We start from the raw sequence: 18,666 nt of genomic DNA on the forward strand, positions 1-18,666 counted from the left end.
GACGTTTCTGCAATGGAAATCGGGTAAGGCATGTGACGACAAATTCTTGTGATTTGTCCTACGGCCTTACCAGAACCCATGAACTGCCCCGTATTAGCCTCCGATGCTAGTTTGCCCCGACGTTCCCGGAGGGCAAATCTTGACCATCAAAACGGCTATTACCATTGGCGCATTTTCCCTGGCATTGTCTGGCTGCGGCACCGCCGTCACTGTGCTGCAGGGCGACGAGGCTGCTACGCGCAGCCTGCGCAAACAGAAGACCTACTGTCAGTCCATTCCGCGCATCTACAGCGGGCTCGCCCACGACTTCTGCCTGTTGCACGCGCCCCCTGATCCCACTGGCATTCTGGTGCCGGTCGTCCTGCTCGACATGACTCTTTCCGGGGTATTCGATACGGCTTGCCTGCCTTATACGATCTATCGTCAGGCGGTGGACGGGAATATCGGTGTTTATTGGCGGCCGAGCCGTGGATAGTCCGATGGACAAGGGTTCTGCGGGGTGAACGACATGGGGTAATTCGCACAGGGTCATTCCCGCCACGTTTACGCTATAATCCCGCCCTTTAGCTGTCTCTCGCCCGGTGCGAGGGCACATCATTTTTCAAGGCGCATCGCGCCTGAATGCAGACTAAAGAGGCTAGACCCCTGTGGCATTGACGATTCTTGGCCTGTCCGGCGCCCTTAGCCATGATCCTTCAGCAGCCTTGTACATCGACGGCAAGCTGGTCGCGGCGGCTGAGGAAGAGCGCTTCGTACGCGATAAACATGCAAAGAACCGCATGCCCTACGAATCGGCGAAGTTCTGCCTGGAGCAGGCTGGCATCAAGCCGTCCGACGTTGACGTGGTCGCGATTCCGTTCGCCCCGATCAGCATTTTCGGCAAGGCCCGCTGGCAGTACGCCAAGCGTTACTGGTACGCCCCGGACCGCGCACTCGACGCGATCCTGATGGGCAACCGTCGCTACAAGCGCTATCGCAACAAAATTGTCTGGTGCCTGGAGCAACTGGGCTTCGATCCGAAGAAAATCAAGATCGAACCGGTTGAACACCACCTGGCCCACGCTTCCAGCGCCTACCACTGCTCGGGTTTCAAAGAGAAAACCGCGATCCTCGGCATCGACGGCAAGGGCGAGTACGCCACGACCTTCTTCGGTTATGGCGAAAACGGCAAGATCCACAAGATCAAGGAATTCTTCGATCCGGACTCCCTCGGCGGCCTGTACGGCGCGATTACCGAGTTCCTCGGTTTCGACATGCTGGACGGTGAGTTCAAGGTCATGGGCATGGCGCCGTACGGCGACGCCAGCAAATACGATTTCTCGCGCCTGGCCTCGTTCGAGAACGGCGAGCTGGTGATCAACACCGACTACGCCAACGTGATCGGCCTGCGTCGCTACAAAGAGAAGGGCAAGGGTTACTACTTCTCGCCGAAGCTGATCGAGTGGCTGGGTCCGAAGCGCGAAGGTGACATCGCCGACGAGCCGTACATCCACTACGCCGCCAGCATTCAAGCGCTGTTCGAAAAAATCGCGCTGCAGATGATCGACTACTATCTGGGTGACGTCCTCAAGGAAACCGGCAAACTGGCCTATGCCGGTGGCTGTGCGTTGAACGTCAAGCTCAACCAGAAAATCATCGCCCGCGACGACGTCAAGGAGCTGTTCGTTCAGCCTGCCTCCGGCGATGCCGGCACCGCAGTCGGTGCAGCGGCCTATGTGTCCAACGCCCGTGGCGTGCCGGTCGAGAAGATGGAACACGTCTACCTCGGCCCGTCGTACAGCAACGAAGACGTGATCGCCGCGTGCGCCCGTCACGAGAACAAGCCGACCTGGCGCAAGCTCGACAACATGCCGGAGCAGATCGCCAAAATCATGGTCGATGGCAACCCGGTGGCCTGGTTCCAGGGCCGCATGGAGTTCGGTCCGCGTGCACTGGGTGGTCGTTCGATCATCGGCTGCCCGAGCGTGGCTGGCGTGGCTGACCGCATCAACCACCAGATCAAGTTCCGCGAGCGCTGGAGGCCTTTCTGCCCGTCGATGCTCGACACCGTCGCGCCACAGATGATCAAGATCGATCACCCGGCGCCGTTCATGACCTTCACCTTCGAAGTGGCGGAAGAGTGGAAGACCCGCGTGCCGGAAGTCGTCCACGAAGACGGCACGTCCCGTGCCCAGGTGCTCAAGCGCGAATACAACCCGCGCTACTACGACATGATGAAGGCGCTGGAAGTGCTGACCGGCAACGGCGTGTCCCTGAACACCTCGCTCAACCGCCGTGGCGAACCGATGATCTGCTCGCCGACCGACGCCCTGAACATGTTCTTCGGCTCGGATCTGCAGTACCTGATCATGGAAGACATCCTGGTGGTCAAAGAAGGCGCAAACGCTTATGACACGCTCGGCTGAACGCCATGTGCTGCAGTTCTGTCACGGCTATGACGGGCCGTTCCTCGACTGCGCGCGGCAGTACGCCAGCCTGTTCGCGGGCACCGGTTATCGGGTCACCACGGTCTTTCTGACCGGGGTCGCCGATAGCGAGGTGGCCGCGGCCTGCGCCTCCGATGAAGTGTTGTTCATGGAGTACAGCTCCAAGGCCATTCGTGGCCTGAAGCTGGGCGCCATCGGCGATCTGCGCAAGATCGCCGCTTCACGCAATTTCAGTTTCTGCATCGCCCATCGTTTCAAGCCGATCTACATCGCTTTGCTCGGCACTTCACTGCCGGTGATTGGCGTGCACCACGCGTTTGGCGATTACAAACGCGGTTCGCGCAAACTCTTTGCACACATTTTCCGCAAGCGTCTGAGCCTGCTCGGCGTGTCCGATGCGGTGCGCGACGACATGCGCCGTTGCCTGCCGAAATGGCCGGCGGCGCGTATCCAGACCCTCTATAACCGCATCGATGTCTCGGCGTTGCAGATGAGTCAGGTGTCCGCCCGTGAAGCTCGCGAGACCCTCGGTCTGTCGGCGGATGCATTCATTGTCGGCAACGTCGGTCGCCTGCACCCGGACAAGGATCAGGCCACGTTGCTGCACGGGTTTGCCGCGGCATTGCCTGGTCTGCCGGCCAACAGCCAACTGGTGATTCTCGGCAAGGGTCGTCTTGAGGATGAACTCAAGGCCCTGGCCCGTGAGCTGGGCGTTGGTGATCGCGTGCTGTTTCTCGGTCAGGTGCCGGACGCGCGCAATTACTTCCGCGCATTCGATGTGTTTGCCCTGAGCTCCGACCACGAACCGTTCGGCATGGTGTTGCTGGAGGCCATGGCCGCCGGCGTGCCGTTGCTGGCCACGGCATGCGGCGGGGCGAAGGAAGTAGTCGAAGGCGTGGGCATTCTGTTCCCGCTGGGTGACGCCGAACATCTGGCCCAGGGCCTGAAACATCTGGCCGGTATGGACGAGCAACAACGTCGCCAGTGCGCCGAGATGATGTTCGACCGCCTGCGCGAGCGCTTCTCCGACCGCGCCGTGCGCGACACCTTCTGGCATTTGCCGCAAGTTACCGATCTGGCACCGAGGGGCTGATGCTCAACCGATTTCAAGGCTGGCGCGAACGTGGCTGGTCGCCCGTTGACGCCTCAACTTATGCACAGGCCTGGCAGCGTTTTGGCGGCAGCGTCGCGACTCATCCGATGGTCGTCGAGCGGCTGGCGAATCTGGCCGGCATTGCGGTGCGCTATCTGGCCTGGGAACAGCAGGGTGAGATCAAAGCGGCGATCCCGACCTGGGGCCGCGACCTGGCCTTGTCCAAGGACGTGCTCAAGCGCAACGGCAAGAAAGGCCTGTTCGATCTCGGCAACGCCGAACTGATCCTGCCGGCCGCCGCCGATGCCCGGGCCCCGCTGCGCCATCGCGGACGCTACCTGTCGGCGCTCAACGAAAACCGCTTCAGCGGCCTCAAGTTGCAGACCGAGCAACTGGCCATGGCCCGTACCCCGGAAGAACTGTCGAAGAAGTTTCGCTATAACCAGCGCCGCGAACTGCGCCTGCTGGAAGAGGCGGGCGGGGTGGTGCGGCCGGTCAGCGAATTCACCAGTACAGAGCTGGCAGCCATCTACTGCGATCTGTTTCAGCGCCGCTGGGGGTTTCCGGCCACTGGCGCGGCGCGGATGGCCGAGGTTATCGAGCTGCTGCGCGAGTTGTTGATCGGTTCGGTGATCTTGCTCAACGATGCGCCCATTGCGATCCAGTTGGTGTATCGCGTCGAGGCGCCGGAGTGGATCAGCGTCGAGTACATCAACGGCGGCGTCGATCCCGAAACCCGTGAATTCAGCCCCGGCAGCGTCCTGAGTTTCCTCAATACGCAAAGTGCCTGGGAACATGCCCGGGCACTGAACAAGCCGCTGCGCTTTTCCTTCGGTCGTGCCGACCGTGAATACAAGGATCGCTGGTGCAATCCTGTGCCGGTCTTCACCGTATGAGTCAGCCCATGAGCCGCAAACAGCAACTGCTCAAGCGTCACCGGCGCAATAAACGCATCGGCTTGTTGATCGCATTGATCGTGTTGATCGCCCTCGGCGTGCTGGTGGCCTGGTGGTTGCCGCTGGTGCTGGCGGTGATTGGCTGGATCGCTCACGAGGCGTGGTTCGCCGACCACTTGTTCTATTCGCCGAAAGACGATTACCAGTACAGCTTTCCACCATTCACACCGCAGCCCAAAGTGCATTTGCACGGTGAGCAATTGCGCCTCGATGAGGGCGTGATGCTGCCGGATGACGCAACGCTGATTCTCGCCGTGCGGGTGAAAAGTAGCTGGCTGGGGCGTTTCTTCGATCCACGGGTCGAGCTGGCGGGTGGATCGAATCCGGATGCCCAGACTTTCGAACGTGGCGTCAACGGCCTGCGTTTTCTGAACCTCAGCGGTCAGGCGCAGACCCTGTCTCAGGGCTTGCTGCGTCTGCGCGGGCGTTTTTGCCGGGTGTCCGGCGAGCCGGTGCTGTGGGCGCTGGAGCAGCCGGATTACCGGCGTCAGCGGGTGATGGTGATTGCGCCGCACGCCGACGATGCCGAGCTGGCCGCTTACGGTTTGTACAGTCAGGCCGACGAGGCCTGGATCGTCACCCTGACCGCCGGCGAGATTGAAGCCGAACACTATCGGCAGATGGGCCTGAACAAGGTCGAGGCGTCGCGGCTCAAGGGTCGCTTGCGGGCCTGGGACAGCCTCGCCGTGCCGCGCTGGGCCGGCGTGCCGCAGGAACATTGCGTGCAGCTCGGTTACTTCTGTCTGCAACTGGCGGCGATGCAGGCTGCGCCGAATCAACCGGTGGGCTCGCGGGAAGCCGATCTGAACGACACGCGGATTTTTCGTCAGTTGAATCCGTTTGCCCTGCCCGGCGATGCCGACGGCGCGCCGACCTGGAACAACCTGCTGGCCGACCTGCGTGACATTCTGTCCCGTGCGCGGCCGGATGTGATCGTGTTGCCACACCCGACACTCGATCCACATCCCGACCATATCTGCGCCCAGGAAGCTGTGATGGAAGCCTTGCACGGCCTGGACTGGCAGCCGACCCTGCTCGGCTACGCCAACCACTTGCACGACAACGATCGCTGGCCGATGGGCGACAGCGGGCAGGGCATTGCGTTGCCGCCGACGTTCGATGCAACGCTCGCAATGCAGCCGCTGTGTCTGCCACTGCCGATCGAGTTGCAGCGGGACAAGGCCATGGCACTGGGCATGATGCATGACCTGCAGCCGCCGGCGCCGTTCAAGCGTCGTCTGCGCCGACTGGTTCAGCGAGTGCTGGCCGGTCGAGTGCCTTCGGTCTACGGCGAAAACGAATTTTTCCGCAAAGCGGTCAGGCGCCAGGAGCTGTTCTGGCTGCTGAAGCAGAGTGAAACAGGCGCGACGGGATCGCACCGGGGAGAGTCATGAGTCAACGCGCAAAGGTGCTGCAGCTGCAGCCCGACTACAACGTCAAATCCCATGATTTCGCCGACCTCGCCGAGCAGATCGTCAAGGCCTTGCCGACGGATCGTTACGAGGTGACCGCTGCGTTTCTGCGCGGTAAACCCGGTCCCGGCGAAGCCGTCAGCCGGGCCGACCGTTCGGTGTATTTCGAGTTTTCCGACAAGTCCCTCAAAGGCATGCGCCTGCGGGCGATGTGGCAGCTGTACAAATTCTGCCGGCGGGAAAAGTTCGACGTGGTGATCTGCAACCGCTTCAAACCGGTGAACATGATGCTGACGCTCAATCGCTGGTTGAAGGTGCCGTTGTGCATCGGTATTTCCCACGGTTTCGGCGAGTACGACCGCTTCTATCGCCGTCGTCAGACTCAGCGCCTGATCGACCGGCACTGGCGTTTCGTCGGCGTGTCGCCGGCGGTCAAGCAATACCTGCTGGACTGCGATTGCGGTTTCACTGACCGGAATACCTACGCCATCACCAACGCCATCGACATCGAACAGGCTGAAGGCCTGCAGCACAGTCGCGAGCGTGCACGGGAGTTGCTGGGCATCGATCCGAAGGTGCGCCTGATCGGCGCTCTGGGACGGCTGGTATCGGTCAAGGGCCATACCTACCTGTTGCAGGCGTTCGCCCAACTGAAAGACAAATACCCGAACACCCAACTGGCAATTATCGGTGCCGGACGCCTGCAAGCACCGCTGGCCGCCGAGATCGAGCAACTCGGCCTGAGCGGTCGCGCCCACCTGCTGGGGTTCAAGGAAAACGCTCTGCAATACGTGCGTGCGTTCGATATCTGGACCATGCCGTCGCTGGCCGAAGGTCTGGGCCTGGCCTTGCTGGAAGGTATGAGCGGGCATCTGCCGGTGATCGCCTCGAACGTGCCGGCCATGCTGCCGCTGATCGAAGGTGCCGGTGGCCTGTCGATCACGCCTAGGGACGTGCCGAGCCTGGTCGCGGCGCTGGATGCCTACCTCGGGCTGTCGGATGACGAGCTCAAGGCCAAGGGTGAGCAGGCTTATCGCTATTTGCAGGAACAGCACGATATCGAGGTCTTCCGCCAGGAATACCTGAACCTGATCGACTCCGGCCTGGAACAGGCCCGCAAGGAACAGCCATGAGTGAGGTCACCGCCCTGAGTGATGCGCAACCCATCGTCACCGTGATCATCGCGTCGTATAACCACGGCCCGTACATCGAGGAAAGCATCCTCAGCGTCATCAACCAGAGCTACAAAAACATCGAGCTACTGGTGGTCGACGACGGCTCGAAGGATGACAGCGTCGAGCGCATCAATGCCTTGCAGGCAAAGCACGGTTTTGACTTCCGTGTGCAGCAGAACCAGGGCCTGACCAATACGCTCAATGGTGCCATTGCGCGGGCCAGGGGCAGCCTGATCGTCCCGTTCGGCTCCGACGACATCATGTACCCGGACCGCATCGCCACCCAGGTCGCCTACATGGACGGTAAGCCTGAGGTCGGCATCTGCGCCGGCAACATCGAGTTGATGGACGCCGATGGCAACCTCTACCCGGAAAAGCGCCAGCGCCGGGATGTGCCGTTCCGTCGTCTGGACTTCGATGACATGTTCCTGGAGCGCAAGCCTTATCCGCCGGCGCCGACCCTGATGATCCGTCGTGAAGCACTGGACAAGGTGGGTGGATTCGATCCGACGATTCGCCTCGAAGACCTGTACATCGAGCTGAAGGTGACACGCGCCGGGTATTTCATCGATGGTCTGAACGTGGTGATGGCTCGCTACCGCAAGCACGCCACCAACTCCTACAAGAACCATCGCTTCATGATCGAAAACATCCTGCGCACCTACGCGCTGTTCAGCGATCATCCGCTGTACGACGAGGTGCGCTACAAGTCGCTCAATTCGATGTTCCTGAAAACCGCCAACCGCGACCGCAAACTGGCGCGGGAGCTGCTGGCGCAGATTCCGTTCAAGGCGTGGAACAAGAAAACCTGGCGCGGTCTGGGCCGGTTGCTGTTTTCACCACTGGAAAAGGACTGAGGCCGCGGCCGCCCGTGATCAGCGGGCGGCTTTTTCTGCGATGCGCTTGTTGCCCTGCTGGCGCTGGCGAAGCCACTGCACGACCTTCCTGCCTGCGCTCATTCCCGGCTGTTCGATGTACAGGAATGTCGCGCTGCTGATCAGGATCAGCAGGCAGGTGCACGCTGCCAGCAATGGCAGGTAGACCCAGGCCTCCCGGCCATCGAGGTGCAGTGCCGGCGGCAGGCGCTGGACCATCAGCCACAGCACGAAACCATGCAGCAGATAGGTGCTGTAACTGATCTCTCCCAGCCAACGGATGCTGCGTGGCTTGAGGGCACCGAACAGAGTGTTGCCAGAAGCCACGATCACGAAGAACAGCGACAGCAGAAACAGTGGCTGGGTCTTGAAGGCCCTGTTGAAGGCGGTGAAGGCAATCGCCAGCGCAACCAGGGCGACGACTCCGGCCAGAGGGGTCTTGCTCCAGGCTACCAGTTGCGGTCGACGTACCCAGTACGCAGCAGCGATTCCGCCGAGGAAACTGGCCAGGAAGTGCTTCTTGAGCGAGTGCTCCCAGCCGACCACTTGATACAGCGCATAAATACCGAGCAGACACAGCACCACCTGGCGCCAGTTGCTTCGGAAGATGAACACCATGCCAGCCAGTGGCAGCGCCAGGTAGAAGAACACTTCGTAGGCCAGCGTCCAGGTGACGTTGGAGATGAGCATGCCGGTGTGCGGGTACAAGTTGACGTCCGGCCGGTCAAAGGTCAGCCAGGCCAGGGTCTGCTTGAGCAGCTCTACAGTGGATACTTTCAGTTCCCAGCCCTGTAGCTGGAACACCGTGATGAACACGATCAGCATCAGCGGCAAGTACAGCGGATACAGGCGAAAGACCCGAGAGACGCCGAAAGCCGTCCAGTCGAACTCGCGACCCTGGGCCAGCAGGCGGCCCCAGAACAGGAATCCGGTGATCATGAAGAACAGCGCGACGCTGCCCTGGCCAAGCATCGAATAGAACGCGCTCGGTGGAAAATCGATCACGCCCGTGCGCAGAAAGATCCAGGTGATGATCGAGTGATGCACAAACACGCCAAACGCCAGGTAACCGCGCAACCCATCGATGCTGGCGTAACGGCTCTCACCGGAATGCTGCAAATGGCGGGCTATTTTCGGAACCGCGCGCAACAACAGCGCGGCGGTTGCGATGGCCAGCAGATAGGCGGCCGGTGCAATAAGAAGATTGGTTGCGGTCATCATTGAACCCGGGCCGCAGTGGTGGTGGCCAGCACTTGCCTGTGCAGGTTGTCTACGGCGGATTTCGGCGCCGTCACAGCGTACCCCTGAAGCAGCGCGTCGAGGTGATCCTCGAACAGCCAGCGCTTGTCGACGGTGTAGCGTTGCATGTGTCGCAGATTGCGCTGGCGCAACGAAAGAGTCAGTGGCGAAGGGTAGATCCGCAGGTCTGCCAGATCGATCAACCCGAACTCGCCGTCCTCCAGCACCAGCACATTGCCCAGATGCAGCGAGCGGAAATAGACGCCTTGCTCATGCAGCCGGGCCATGAATTTGCCGAAACGTTCGACCAGGGCCTGTCGTACTGCTGGCGCGGTGATGCCTTGCAGCACCTGGCGCAAGGTATGGCCTGGCAGTGGCGCGTAGTGCACTGCACTGCTGCCATCGTCGAGGCGATACAGGTTCAGTACCTGCGGGGTGGGGATGCCCATCCGGCGCAATTGTTCGCTATTGATGGCGAAGCGTTCGGAGTAAGGGTTGAAGTTGCCGGAGGTGTACCAGCGACGGCGGCGGAACAGCTTGAGGAAGCTGCCATCGGTCAGGCGCAGGACCTTGGGGCCGAGGCCGTCCTCTTCAATCACCTGGGCATTGGCGCCCAGCTGTTGCAGGCCGGTGGCCGACAGTTTCTGCACGGGAACGGTCAACAGGCGGCGGGCTCGCTGATTGATGCTCAAGGCGGCGATCAGTGCCAGGGGAATCCACAGCAGGAACCAGTGCTCCTTGGGCCGCGAGATGATACCGCCGCCCTCTGTCAGGCCGGCGCCGATACCGAACACCAGCCAGGTGGAGGCGATGATCAGCAGCGGCTGAACGCGCTGGCGCCAGCTGCTCAGCAGTCCCCAGGCCTGGAAAAACAGCCACGGCAACAGGCCCAGAATACCGACATAATAAAGGACCCCCAGGGCAAAACTGTGGGGTTCCTGGAAGTTGTAGCCAACACCGGGGTCGATCGCCAGGCCGGCGTTATAGCCATGACCGATCCACGGGTGTTCGGCAATCTTTTGCAGGGCAATCTGCCAGATTTCGAAACGGTAGGAGTCGCCGCGTTCGGTGATCATCTTCGAAAACAGGGCGATCACGGTGATGCCAATGGCCGACAGTGCGCTCAAAAGCACCACCGAGCGTCGGTTCCAACAAATGAAGGCCAGCCAGAATGCGGCCAGGGTCAAGGCGACCAGCGGTGTTCTGGACCCGGTCGCGATCACCGCTGCGAACATGATCAGCATGGCCGGCAGGCTGAGCCAGAGCAGGCGGCCATGCTTGCAGGACATGCTGATACTGAGCCAATAGGCACAGAAGAATCCGAACAGGTGGGAGCTGAGCAGCGGGTTATCGAAGGCGCCACCCCCGATCAGGCGTGCGCCCGGCTCGTAATGACGGATGAACGGGATGAGGAAACAGAGGGTGGCGATCAGCGCGACCATGGCTGCGACGAACAGCATCGGCGCCAGAATGTCACTGCGGTAACGCACCAGCAGGTAGCAGCCGACGAACAGCATCAGGGTGTGCAAGGGAGGCTTGAGCATGCCGCCGAACGATTCGCCATCCGGCGGTCCCCAGGCGAGACTGAGCAATGCCCAGGCGACGAACACCAGCAGCGCGACAATCATCGGCTCGCGCAGCAGTTCCCGGCACTCCCGCGGACGCAGGCACAGGGCGATCAGCGCCGGAATGCTGAACAGGCCATAAAACAGTTTGTGATGCAGGCTGCGGCCAGGCAGGAAGAACAGCGCACACAGGAGCAGGAAGTAGCCGACGGGAAGTATCCACAGGCTGATGAAATCGAATATTCGACTGGACGTACTGCTGAAGCCGCGAAGTTGCATGCTGTGAGATTCAATCCTGAAGTTGATCGGCCATTACGTTGATGGCTATTTGATGCTGAAAAAGACGCATAACAATAACAGCCTTTGCCCGATTGCCAGAACCCTGAAGAAGCTGTGCTAAAGTCAGCGTCCTTTTTATCGACTTTCGCGTGATATGACCGACTCCAGTCCCGCCGCAAGCCCTTCGAGCTTGAAAATCTACTTCCGCCTGCTCGGCTACGTCCGGCCGTATATCAGTCTGTTTCTGATCAGCATCGTCGGTTTTCTGATTTTCGCATCGACCCAGCCGATGCTCGGTTACATTCTCAAGTATTTCGTCGACGGTCTGTCCAATCCAGAGGCAGTACTGTTCCCCACCGTGCCTTACCTGCGCGACCTGCAACTGCTGCAGGCCGTACCGCTGTTGATCATCCTCATTGCGGCCTGGCAGGGCCTGGGCTCCTATCTGGGCAACTATTTCCTGGCCAAGGTTTCCCTGGGCCTGGTGCATGATCTTCGGGTGCAGTTGTTCAACAACCTGCTGGTGCTGCCGAACCGTTATTTCGACAAGCATAACTCCGGTCACCTGATTTCACGCATCACGTTCAACGTCACCATGGTCACGGGGGCGGCAACAGATGCGATCAAGGTCGTAATCCGTGAGGGTATGACGGTGATCTTCCTGTTCGCTTCCCTGCTGTTCATGAACTGGAAGCTGACGCTGGTGATGGTTGCGATCCTGCCGCTCATCGCCGTGATGGTGCGTACCGCCAGCAAGAAATTCCGCAAGCAGAGCAAAAAGATCCAGTTGGCCATGGGCGACGTGACCCATGTTGCCTCGGAAACCATCCAGGGCTATCGCGTGGTGCGCAGCTTCGGTGGCGAAGCCTACGAAGAAAAACGCTTTCTCGATGCCAGTCAGAGCAACACTGACAAGCAACTGCGCATGACCCGCACCGGCGCGATCTACACGCCGATGCTGCAACTGGTGATCTACACCGCGATGGCGGTGCTGATGTTCCTGGTGCTGTTTCTTCGCGGTGATGCCTCGGCAGGTGACATGGTGGCCTACATCACCCTGGCGGGCCTGTTGCCCAAGCCGATCCGTCAGTTGTCCGAAGTCAGCTCGACCATCCAGAAAGGCGTGGCCGGTGCCGAAAGCATTTTCGAGCAACTGGACGTCGAGCCGGAGGTCGATACCGGTACGGTCGAGCGTGATGTGGTCACCGGTCGCCTCGAAGTACGCAACCTGAGTTTCACCTACCCGGGCACCGAGCGTCAGGTACTCGACAACATCACCTTCTCGGTCGAGCCGGGGCAGATGGTGGCGCTGGTGGGACGGTCCGGCAGCGGCAAGTCGACCCTCGCCAACCTGATCCCGCGTTTCTATCACCATGACAAGGGCGAGATCCTGATCGACGGTGTGGAGATCGAGCAGTACAAACTGCTGAATCTGCGTCGTCACATCGCCCAGGTGACCCAGCACGTCACGCTGTTCAGTGACACGGTGGCCAACAATATTGCCTACGGCGATCTGGCCGGCGCGCCACGTGAAGACATCGAGAAGGCCGCGCGTGATGCCTATGCCATGGACTTCATCGCGCAACTGCCGGAAGGCCTGGACACCCAGGTCGGCGAGAACGGCGTGCTGCTTTCCGGCGGTCAGCGCCAGCGCCTGGCGATTGCCCGTGCCTTGCTCAAGAACGCGCCGGTGTTGATTCTCGACGAGGCCACCTCGGCCCTCGATACCGAATCCGAGCGACACATCCAGGCTGCGCTGGATCAGGTGATGAAGGGCCGCACCACGCTGGTGATCGCCCACCGTCTCTCGACCATCGAGAAGGCCGACCTGATTCTGGTCATGGATCAGGGGCGTATCGTCGAGCGTGGCACTCACGGCGAGCTGCTGGCCCAGAACGGCTACTACGCGCGCCTCAATGCCATGGGCCTCGATGCCCCGGCCGAAGACATCGCCTGAGCCCGCCTTGCAAATGCCGGGCGCGCAATGCGCCCGGCGGTTTGTATCCGGAACTTTACCGTTCTTGACCAAACCTGCATAAAACCCGACACCGCGCTTGTTAAGGTTCCTGAACGAACTTTGACTTCCATCGAGGGGCCATCCCCGTCGCGCGGGTATCTTCATGTTGCAACGCTATCTGTGGAAGCTGCTGCCCAAGCCGCAGCGGGCTTTTCTGCTCGGGCGTCTGTCGGTGGTCGATAGACAGGCGGTGAACAAGTCAATGTCGGCCAACCTGCGCTTTCCCGAAGCCTTCGAACAGCGTTCCTGCCTGTTCATTCATGTGCCCAAATGCGCCGGCAGCAGCGTGTGTACCGCGATGTTCGATGGTTGGCGGCCCGGCCATCTGCCGTTGTACTGGTATGAAGAGCAGTTTCCCGCGCAGTTCGCCGCTGCATACAAATTCGCTTTCGTCCGCGATCCGCTGGAACGTGCCTATTCGGCATACGCTTTTCTGCGGGGCAACGAGCTGAGCGGACGCGATCACGCCGCGCAGCAACTGGTCAGGCATTACCGCGACTTCGATGACTTCGTTGCGCGCTGGCTGCATGCGGAAAACATCGCGCGACAATTGCACTTCGCTGCGCAAACCGACTTTCTCACCGACTCACTGGGCCGTCTGGCGCTGGACTTCATCGGTTATCAGGAACATCTGGAGCGGGATTTTCACCTGGTGTGCGAGCACCTGGGCCTGACCAGCCGATTGCAATACGTCAATTGTTCCCGGGAGCGGCGTCCACTGCCGGCCCGGGAATTCTGCTCCTTGCGTACCCGACGCCTGGTGCGGCGGGTCTATGCACGTGACTACGAGATGCTCGGTTATGAATGAGGTACCCCCGGGTCTGTGCCTGCCATCAATGGGCAGCGTTTCTGTACAAAAAATAAGCAAAAAAACCCGTCGTTTCATCCTGTTGCAGCCGCCGCACAAGCCTTCGCCAACCCTGTGTTAATATCGCGCCCCTGTTCATTTTGTATGTGGGTTGCTCCATGAAGTTGTCCATGCCGCGATTCGATCAAGCCCCTGTCTTGGTGGTCGGCGATGTCATGCTCGACCGTTACTGGCATGGTGGTACCTCACGGATCTCCCCTGAGGCGCCGGTACCGGTTGTAAAGGTCGAGCAAATCGAAGACCGCCCGGGCGGTGCCGCCAACGTTGCCTTGAACATTGCTGCGCTGGGTGCGCCGGCGTCGCTGGTCGGTGTGACCGGTGACGACGAAGCCGCCGACAGCCTGAGCAACAGCCTCAAGGGCGCGGGCGTGCGAGCCTTGTTCCAGCGCATCGCGCACCAGCCGACCATCGTCAAGCTGCGGGTCATGAGCCGGCACCAGCAACTGCTGCGTATCGACTTCGAAGAACCGTTTGCCACCGACGCACTGGCCCTTGGCGCGCAGGTCGACGATCTGCTCGAAGGCATCAAGGTGCTGGTGTTGTCCGACTACGGCAAAGGCGCCCTGAAAAACCATCAGGCACTGATTCAGGCTGCGCGTGCCAAAGGCATTCCGGTGCTGGCCGACCCGAAGGGCAAGGATTTCTCGATCTACCGTGGCGCGAGCCTGATCACCCCGAACCTCAGTGAGTTCGAAGCCATCGTCGGCGGTTGCGCCGATGAGCACGAACTGGTGAGCAAGGGCGCGAAACTGATGCACGACCTCGAGCTCGGCGCGTTGCTGGTGACTCGCGGCGAACACGGCATGACCCTGCTGCGCCCGGATCATCCGGCGCTGCACCTGCCGGCCCGGGCTCGTGAAGTGTTTGACGTGACCGGTGCCGGCGACACCGTGATTTCCACCCTGGCGGCTGCGATTGCCGCAGGCGAAGAGCTGCCCCACGCGGTGGCGCTGGCCAACCTGGCGGCCGGCATCGTGGTCGGCAAACTCGGTACGGCGGCGATCAGCGCCCCGGAACTGCGTCGCGCGATTCAGCGCGAGGAAGGTTCGGAACGCGGTGTGTTGGGTCTGGAGCAGCTGATTCTGGCGGTGGCCGATGCCCGGGCGCACAACGAGCGGATCGTGTTCACCAACGGCTGCTTCGACATCCTCCACGCCGGGCACGTGACCTACCTCGAGCAGGCACGGGCCCAGGGTGATCGTCTGATCGTCGCGATCAACGACGATGCCTCGGTCAGTCGCTTGAAAGGTCCGGGCCGGCCGATCAACAGCGTTGACCGGCGCATGGCGGTTCTCGCCGGTCTCGGTGCGGTGGACTGGGTGATCAGCTTCGCCGAAGGTACCCCGGAAAACCTGCTGCGCGAGGTCAAACCGGACGTGTTGGTGAAGGGCGGCGACTATGGCATCGACCAGGTTGTCGGCGCCGACATCGTCAAGGCCTACGGCGGCACCGTGAAGGTGCTGGGGCTGGTGGAAAACAGCTCGACCACGGCGATTGTGGAAAAAATCCGCAAATCCGAGTGATGCAAACATAAAGACCGCGCCTGCGACGACTCTCTGGAGTCGCTCGCAGGCGCGGTCTTTTGCCGTTCAGGAGTTCACTTTCTTGCGCGGCACGATCTTCTTCAGCAGCTGCTTCGCCTTGCCGCGCAACCGCGCCAGCCCCGTGTCCTTGGGCGGCGGCGTCAAACCCTGCTGACGCAGCCAGTCTTTCCAGCGAATCCGCTCATCGCGCACCAGCCAGCCGTCCTGTCTGGCGAAGCTTTCCGCCAGATACAGGCCTCGGGTGCCGGCCGGGGACAACTGACCTTTCTTCAGCGTATACAGCTCGGGGAGCGGTTCGCCGTCCTGTAGTGGCATCAAGTACAGATCGGGGCGCTTGCGGTCGAGCCGGGCGACGAGTTGATCGCCCTCAAGTCGTTCGTCGACATGGAACAGGCTCAGGTTCTTGGCTTCCTTGGGCACGTCCAGTCGCAGGTCGTAGATCAATTGCAGAGACGCGGTCGGCAAGTGCACGTAGGCCCGTGGCCGTTCGAGCAATTGCAGATTGGCGCAACGTACCGGCCGCGCCGAACCGGACAGCGGCGTCAGGCGAAAGGGCAGGGCCTCGCGATAATGCAGCGCCGATGCGTACGGCGCCGGCAGCCAGGTGTCGTTGAAGCGCCCGCCGAGCCAGCCTTCCGGAGTTTCCAGCAGGCATTCTTCGGCGATCTCCTGGATCGCCGTGTGCAACGGGATATTCAATTCGTGCGCCGGCACATAGCCGGAAATCAGTTTGAGGACGACGTCACCACGATCCTGCCGCCGCTGGCGCACCAGCACCCAGTAATCGCGATTCTGCCAGTGCAGGGTCAGGCGCACCGAGACGCCGAGATTGGCCAGTTCCAGCGCAAAGCGTTCGGCGTCGGCCACGCTGACCGGTTTGCGCCGCTGCAGGGTCTGGGCGAAATTCAGCGGCATGCCGACGCTCTGATACGTCAGGCCTTCGGGCGTCGCTTCGACGAACAGCGGCAGCGTCTTGAAGTTGCTCGGGTTCTTTCTGATGAGCGTGCGCGGCATGTCGGCTCCTGCTTAAGGCCGCGGGGCGGCGTCAGTGACCACGAAGGACCTGGGCAACGGTCGCAACGTTATGGGCGAGGTGCAGCGGATTGATTGTTCCGACAATGGCGCTGGTTACGCCAGGCCCGGCGAACAGCAACTCGAAGCTGGCGCGCACCGGATCCACGCCGGGGCTCAGGCACACATGACCACTGGCCAGCGCCTTCTTCACCAGAATGGCTTTGCCGTGGGCAGCAGCATAGTCAATGACCGCCTTCTCGTTTTGTTCGTTCAGATTGTAGGTGACCATCGCGCAGTCGCCTTGCTCCAGTGCTTTGAGGCCGCCGTCGACGGTCTTGCCGGAGAAACCGAAGCCGCGAATCTTGCCTTCGGCCTTGAGCGCCGCGAGGGTTGCATAGACTTCGCTGTCATTGAGAATCGCCAGGTCGTTGCCATCGGAGTGCACCAGCACCAGGTCGATAAAATCGGTTTCAAGACGTTGCAGGCTGCGCTCCACCGACATGCGTGTGTGAGCGGCGCTGAAGTCGTGGGTCGACTGGCCGTCGACAAATTCTTCGCCGACCTTGCTGACGATCACCCAATCCTGACGCTGGCCGCGCAGCAGCGGGCCGAGACGCTCTTCGCTGCGGCCATAGGCCGGCGCAGTGTCGATCAGGTTGATGCCCAGTTCCCGCGCCTGCTTTAGCAGCATGCGCGCGGCGTCGTCATCGGGGATCTGGAAGCCGTTGGGGTATTTCACGCCCTGGTCGCGACCGAGTTTGACGGTGCCCAGGCCCAACGGCGAAACCAGCGGGCCGGTGCTGCCCAGCGGGCGATGCAAATCGTGCAGGGTCGGCAGGCTCATGGCAGCAGTTGCTCCCAGGCCGGAACGCCCATCGGAGGTTTCGGCAACTCAGGCAGCGGAGCAGGGTGGCTTGGCTGGATGCCGTCGCGTTCGAGGGACGCGATCACGCGGTCAGCGAAGTCCGGCGCCAGGGCCAGTTTGGTAGGCCAGCCGACCAGCAGACGACCTTCTTCGGCGAGGAACGCATTGTCCGGGCGGGTCAGTCCGGTTTGCAGCGGTTCGGCGCGGTCGACGCGCAGGGTGGCCCATTGCACGTTGCTCAGGTCGATCCACGGCAACAACTGGCCGATTTCTTTTTGCGCGGTGGCGATCTGTTCGGCGGGCTCACGGGCCACGCCTTCGGATTCGGCAATGTCGCCGCCCATGTACCAGACCCACTGGCCGTCGGCGGCCGGATGTGTAGTCACGGTGATTCGCGGCTTGGTGCCACCGCCCAGGCAGTGCGCATAGAGCGGCTTCAGCCCCGGGCCCTTGGCGAGGATCATGTGCAGCGGCCGGCGTTGCATGGCCGGTTGCGTCAGACCGAGGGTTTCCAGCAGCGCCGCAGTACCGGCACCGGCGCTGAGGACGATGCGCTGGGCGCGGATCTCGCGACCGTCGACCTTCAGACCTACCAATACACCGCTTTGCAGCAATGGCTCGATGTTCTGACCGGCCAGCAGGCCGTCACCGGCGAGATCAGCCAGGCGCTGGATCACGCTTGGCACGTCGACCACCAGCTCGGCGAGGCGGTAGACCTTGCCCTTGAAACGCTTGTCCTGCAGCGCTGGCGGCAATTGGTCGCCCTTGACCTGATCGACCCGGCCGCGCACCGCTTTGCTGGCGAAGAAACTGGTGAGGTTGCCCGCGAGGGTGCCCGGCGACCACAGGTAATGGGCTTCGGACAGCAGGCGCACGCCGGTCAGATCCAGTTCACCGTCGCCGGCCAAGGCTTCGCGCCAGCGGCGTGGCATGTCGGCGATGGCTTCCGAGGCACCGGTCAGCGCGCCATGCAGCGCGTACTTGGCGCCGCCGTGGATGATGCCTTGGGACTTCACGCTCTGTCCGCCGCCGAGGCTGGCGCTTTCCACCAGCACGGTCGAAAAACCCTGGCGACGCAGGCGCGCGTTCAGCCAGAGGCCGGCGACACCTGCGCCGACAATCAGCACGTCGGTGGAAATGGGAGATGGCATGCAACGACCTCAGTGTTCAAGACGAGGGCGCAGTATACAGACTCGGGGAAAAGGGGATTTGTCGATGATCAACAGAGGGGAAGGTGTCGGGCAATGTGGGAGCGGGCTTGCTCGCGAAATCGGTCTATCAGTTAACAACAATGTTGCCTGAGACACCGTCTTCGCGAGCAAGCCCGCTCCCACAGGG

General features: G+C 61.5%; 15 protein-coding genes. 10 read left to right on the plus strand and 5 right to left on the minus strand.

The window, feature by feature from the left end; all coding sequences use genetic code 11:
- The first annotated feature begins 139 nt into the window (after nucleotides 1-139).
- From ACSPX5_RS26165 to ACSPX5_RS26195, 7 genes are all read left to right on the plus strand, one after another.
- On the plus strand, nucleotides 140-475 hold the full coding sequence (locus tag ACSPX5_RS26165; protein WP_169428561.1) for a YceK/YidQ family lipoprotein: 336 nt from the start codon (nucleotides 140-142) through the stop codon (nucleotides 473-475).
- A 172-nt stretch (nucleotides 476-647) separates the two neighbouring features.
- The gene (locus ACSPX5_RS26170; protein WP_007952261.1) at nucleotides 648-2,405 is read left to right on the plus strand and encodes a carbamoyltransferase family protein; all 1,758 of its coding nucleotides are present in this window, start codon (nucleotides 648-650) and stop codon (nucleotides 2,403-2,405) included.
- Entirely contained in the window at nucleotides 2,389-3,519 is a 1,131-nt protein-coding gene (locus tag ACSPX5_RS26175) for a glycosyltransferase (RefSeq protein WP_207865575.1), read from the plus strand. The genes ACSPX5_RS26170 and ACSPX5_RS26175 overlap by 17 nt, the downstream gene beginning before the upstream one ends.
- Complete coding sequence (locus ACSPX5_RS26180) at nucleotides 3,519-4,415, plus strand: antimicrobial resistance protein Mig-14 (RefSeq protein WP_439820537.1); 897 nt, start codon at nucleotides 3,519-3,521, stop codon at nucleotides 4,413-4,415. Before ACSPX5_RS26175 ends, ACSPX5_RS26180 begins: the two co-directional genes overlap by 1 nt.
- An 8-nt stretch (nucleotides 4,416-4,423) precedes the next feature.
- Nucleotides 4,424-5,869: a PIG-L family deacetylase gene (locus ACSPX5_RS26185; protein WP_439820538.1), complete on the plus strand. Its 1,446-nt coding sequence runs from the start codon at nucleotides 4,424-4,426 to the stop codon at nucleotides 5,867-5,869.
- Nucleotides 5,866-7,020, plus strand: a complete 1,155-nt coding sequence (locus ACSPX5_RS26190; RefSeq protein ID WP_169428566.1) for a glycosyltransferase — start codon at nucleotides 5,866-5,868, stop codon at nucleotides 7,018-7,020. The genes ACSPX5_RS26185 and ACSPX5_RS26190 overlap by 4 nt, the downstream gene beginning before the upstream one ends.
- 14 nt (nucleotides 7,021-7,034) lie before the next feature.
- Entirely contained in the window at nucleotides 7,035-7,919 is an 885-nt protein-coding gene (locus tag ACSPX5_RS26195; RefSeq protein ID WP_169432586.1) for a glycosyltransferase, read from the plus strand.
- Nucleotides 7,920-7,937: 18 nt separating this feature from the next.
- On the opposite strand, the gene ACSPX5_RS26200 is transcribed toward ACSPX5_RS26195, so the two are convergent.
- Both ACSPX5_RS26200 and ACSPX5_RS26205 read right to left on the minus strand, forming a co-directional pair.
- Nucleotides 7,938-9,155: an acyltransferase family protein gene (locus tag ACSPX5_RS26200; RefSeq protein ID WP_169428567.1), complete on the minus strand. Its 1,218-nt coding sequence runs from the start codon at nucleotides 9,153-9,155 to the stop codon at nucleotides 7,938-7,940.
- Complete coding sequence (locus tag ACSPX5_RS26205) at nucleotides 9,155-11,020, minus strand: bifunctional O-antigen ligase/aminoglycoside phosphotransferase family protein (RefSeq protein ID WP_169428568.1); 1,866 nt, start codon at nucleotides 11,018-11,020, stop codon at nucleotides 9,155-9,157. Before ACSPX5_RS26205 ends, ACSPX5_RS26200 begins: the two co-directional genes overlap by 1 nt.
- A 154-nt stretch (nucleotides 11,021-11,174) precedes the next feature.
- Here ACSPX5_RS26205 and msbA point away from each other — a divergent pair, with 154 nt between their 5' ends.
- From msbA to hldE, 3 genes are all read left to right on the plus strand, one after another.
- Nucleotides 11,175-12,977, plus strand: coding sequence for a lipid A export permease/ATP-binding protein MsbA (gene msbA / locus ACSPX5_RS26210; protein WP_207865581.1), 1,803 nt, complete (start codon nucleotides 11,175-11,177; stop codon nucleotides 12,975-12,977).
- Nucleotides 12,978-13,140: 163 nt separating this feature from the next.
- Entirely contained in the window at nucleotides 13,141-13,845 is a 705-nt protein-coding gene (locus tag ACSPX5_RS26215; protein ID WP_169428570.1) for a sulfotransferase family 2 domain-containing protein, read from the plus strand.
- A gap of 158 nt (nucleotides 13,846-14,003) precedes the next feature.
- On the plus strand, nucleotides 14,004-15,428 hold the full coding sequence (hldE, locus tag ACSPX5_RS26220; RefSeq protein WP_439820539.1) for a bifunctional D-glycero-beta-D-manno-heptose-7-phosphate kinase/D-glycero-beta-D-manno-heptose 1-phosphate adenylyltransferase HldE: 1,425 nt from the start codon (nucleotides 14,004-14,006) through the stop codon (nucleotides 15,426-15,428).
- Nucleotides 15,429-15,494: 66 nt separating this feature from the next.
- On the opposite strand, the gene ACSPX5_RS26225 is transcribed toward hldE, so the two are convergent.
- From ACSPX5_RS26225 to ACSPX5_RS26235, 3 genes are read right to left on the minus strand one after another with little or no spacing between them, the layout of a single operon-like run.
- Nucleotides 15,495-16,463 (minus strand): metal ABC transporter ATPase, encoded by a 969-nt coding sequence (locus ACSPX5_RS26225; protein ID WP_114881185.1) that lies wholly within the window; start codon nucleotides 16,461-16,463, stop codon nucleotides 15,495-15,497.
- Between the two features lie 31 nt (nucleotides 16,464-16,494).
- Nucleotides 16,495-17,307 (minus strand): aldo/keto reductase, encoded by an 813-nt coding sequence (locus tag ACSPX5_RS26230; RefSeq protein WP_439820540.1) that lies wholly within the window; start codon nucleotides 17,305-17,307, stop codon nucleotides 16,495-16,497.
- Nucleotides 17,304-18,479 carry an NAD(P)/FAD-dependent oxidoreductase gene (locus ACSPX5_RS26235; RefSeq protein WP_439820541.1) on the minus strand — a complete coding sequence of 392 codons (1,176 nt, stop codon included), beginning with the start codon at nucleotides 18,477-18,479 and terminating at the stop codon, nucleotides 17,304-17,306. The genes ACSPX5_RS26230 and ACSPX5_RS26235 overlap by 4 nt, the downstream gene beginning before the upstream one ends.
- Between the last annotated feature and the right edge of the window lie 187 nt (nucleotides 18,480-18,666).

It is taken from the genome of Pseudomonas sp. HLG18 (genome assembly GCF_051903985.1).
Lineage (GTDB): Bacteria > Pseudomonadota > Gammaproteobacteria > Pseudomonadales > Pseudomonadaceae > Aquipseudomonas > Aquipseudomonas fluorescens_BT.

Bases quoted from the DNA above. Each gene is read 5' to 3' on its own strand.
- ACSPX5_RS26200 (WP_169428567.1), bottom strand. From the start codon at position 9,155: ATGACCGCAACCAATCTTCTTATTGCACCGGCCGCCTATCTGCTGGCC.
- ACSPX5_RS26225 (WP_114881185.1), bottom strand. From the start codon at position 16,463: ATGCCGCGCACGCTCATCAGAAAGAACCCGAGCAACTTCAAGACGCTG.
- ACSPX5_RS26185 (WP_439820538.1), top strand. From the start codon at position 4,424: ATGAGCCGCAAACAGCAACTGCTCAAGCGTCACCGGCGCAATAAACGC.
- ACSPX5_RS26215 (WP_169428570.1), top strand. From the start codon at position 13,141: ATGTTGCAACGCTATCTGTGGAAGCTGCTGCCCAAGCCGCAGCGGGCT.
- hldE (WP_439820539.1), top strand. From the start codon at position 14,004: ATGAAGTTGTCCATGCCGCGATTCGATCAAGCCCCTGTCTTGGTGGTC.
- ACSPX5_RS26230 (WP_439820540.1), bottom strand. From the start codon at position 17,307: ATGAGCCTGCCGACCCTGCACGATTTGCATCGCCCGCTGGGCAGCACC.
- ACSPX5_RS26205 (WP_169428568.1), bottom strand. From the start codon at position 11,020: ATGCAACTTCGCGGCTTCAGCAGTACGTCCAGTCGAATATTCGATTTC.
- ACSPX5_RS26235 (WP_439820541.1), bottom strand. From the start codon at position 18,479: ATGCCATCTCCCATTTCCACCGACGTGCTGATTGTCGGCGCAGGTGTC.
- ACSPX5_RS26175 (WP_207865575.1), top strand. From the start codon at position 2,389: ATGACACGCTCGGCTGAACGCCATGTGCTGCAGTTCTGTCACGGCTAT.
- ACSPX5_RS26180 (WP_439820537.1), top strand. From the start codon at position 3,519: ATGCTCAACCGATTTCAAGGCTGGCGCGAACGTGGCTGGTCGCCCGTT.
- msbA (WP_207865581.1), top strand. From the start codon at position 11,175: ATGACCGACTCCAGTCCCGCCGCAAGCCCTTCGAGCTTGAAAATCTAC.
- ACSPX5_RS26190 (WP_169428566.1), top strand. From the start codon at position 5,866: ATGAGTCAACGCGCAAAGGTGCTGCAGCTGCAGCCCGACTACAACGTC.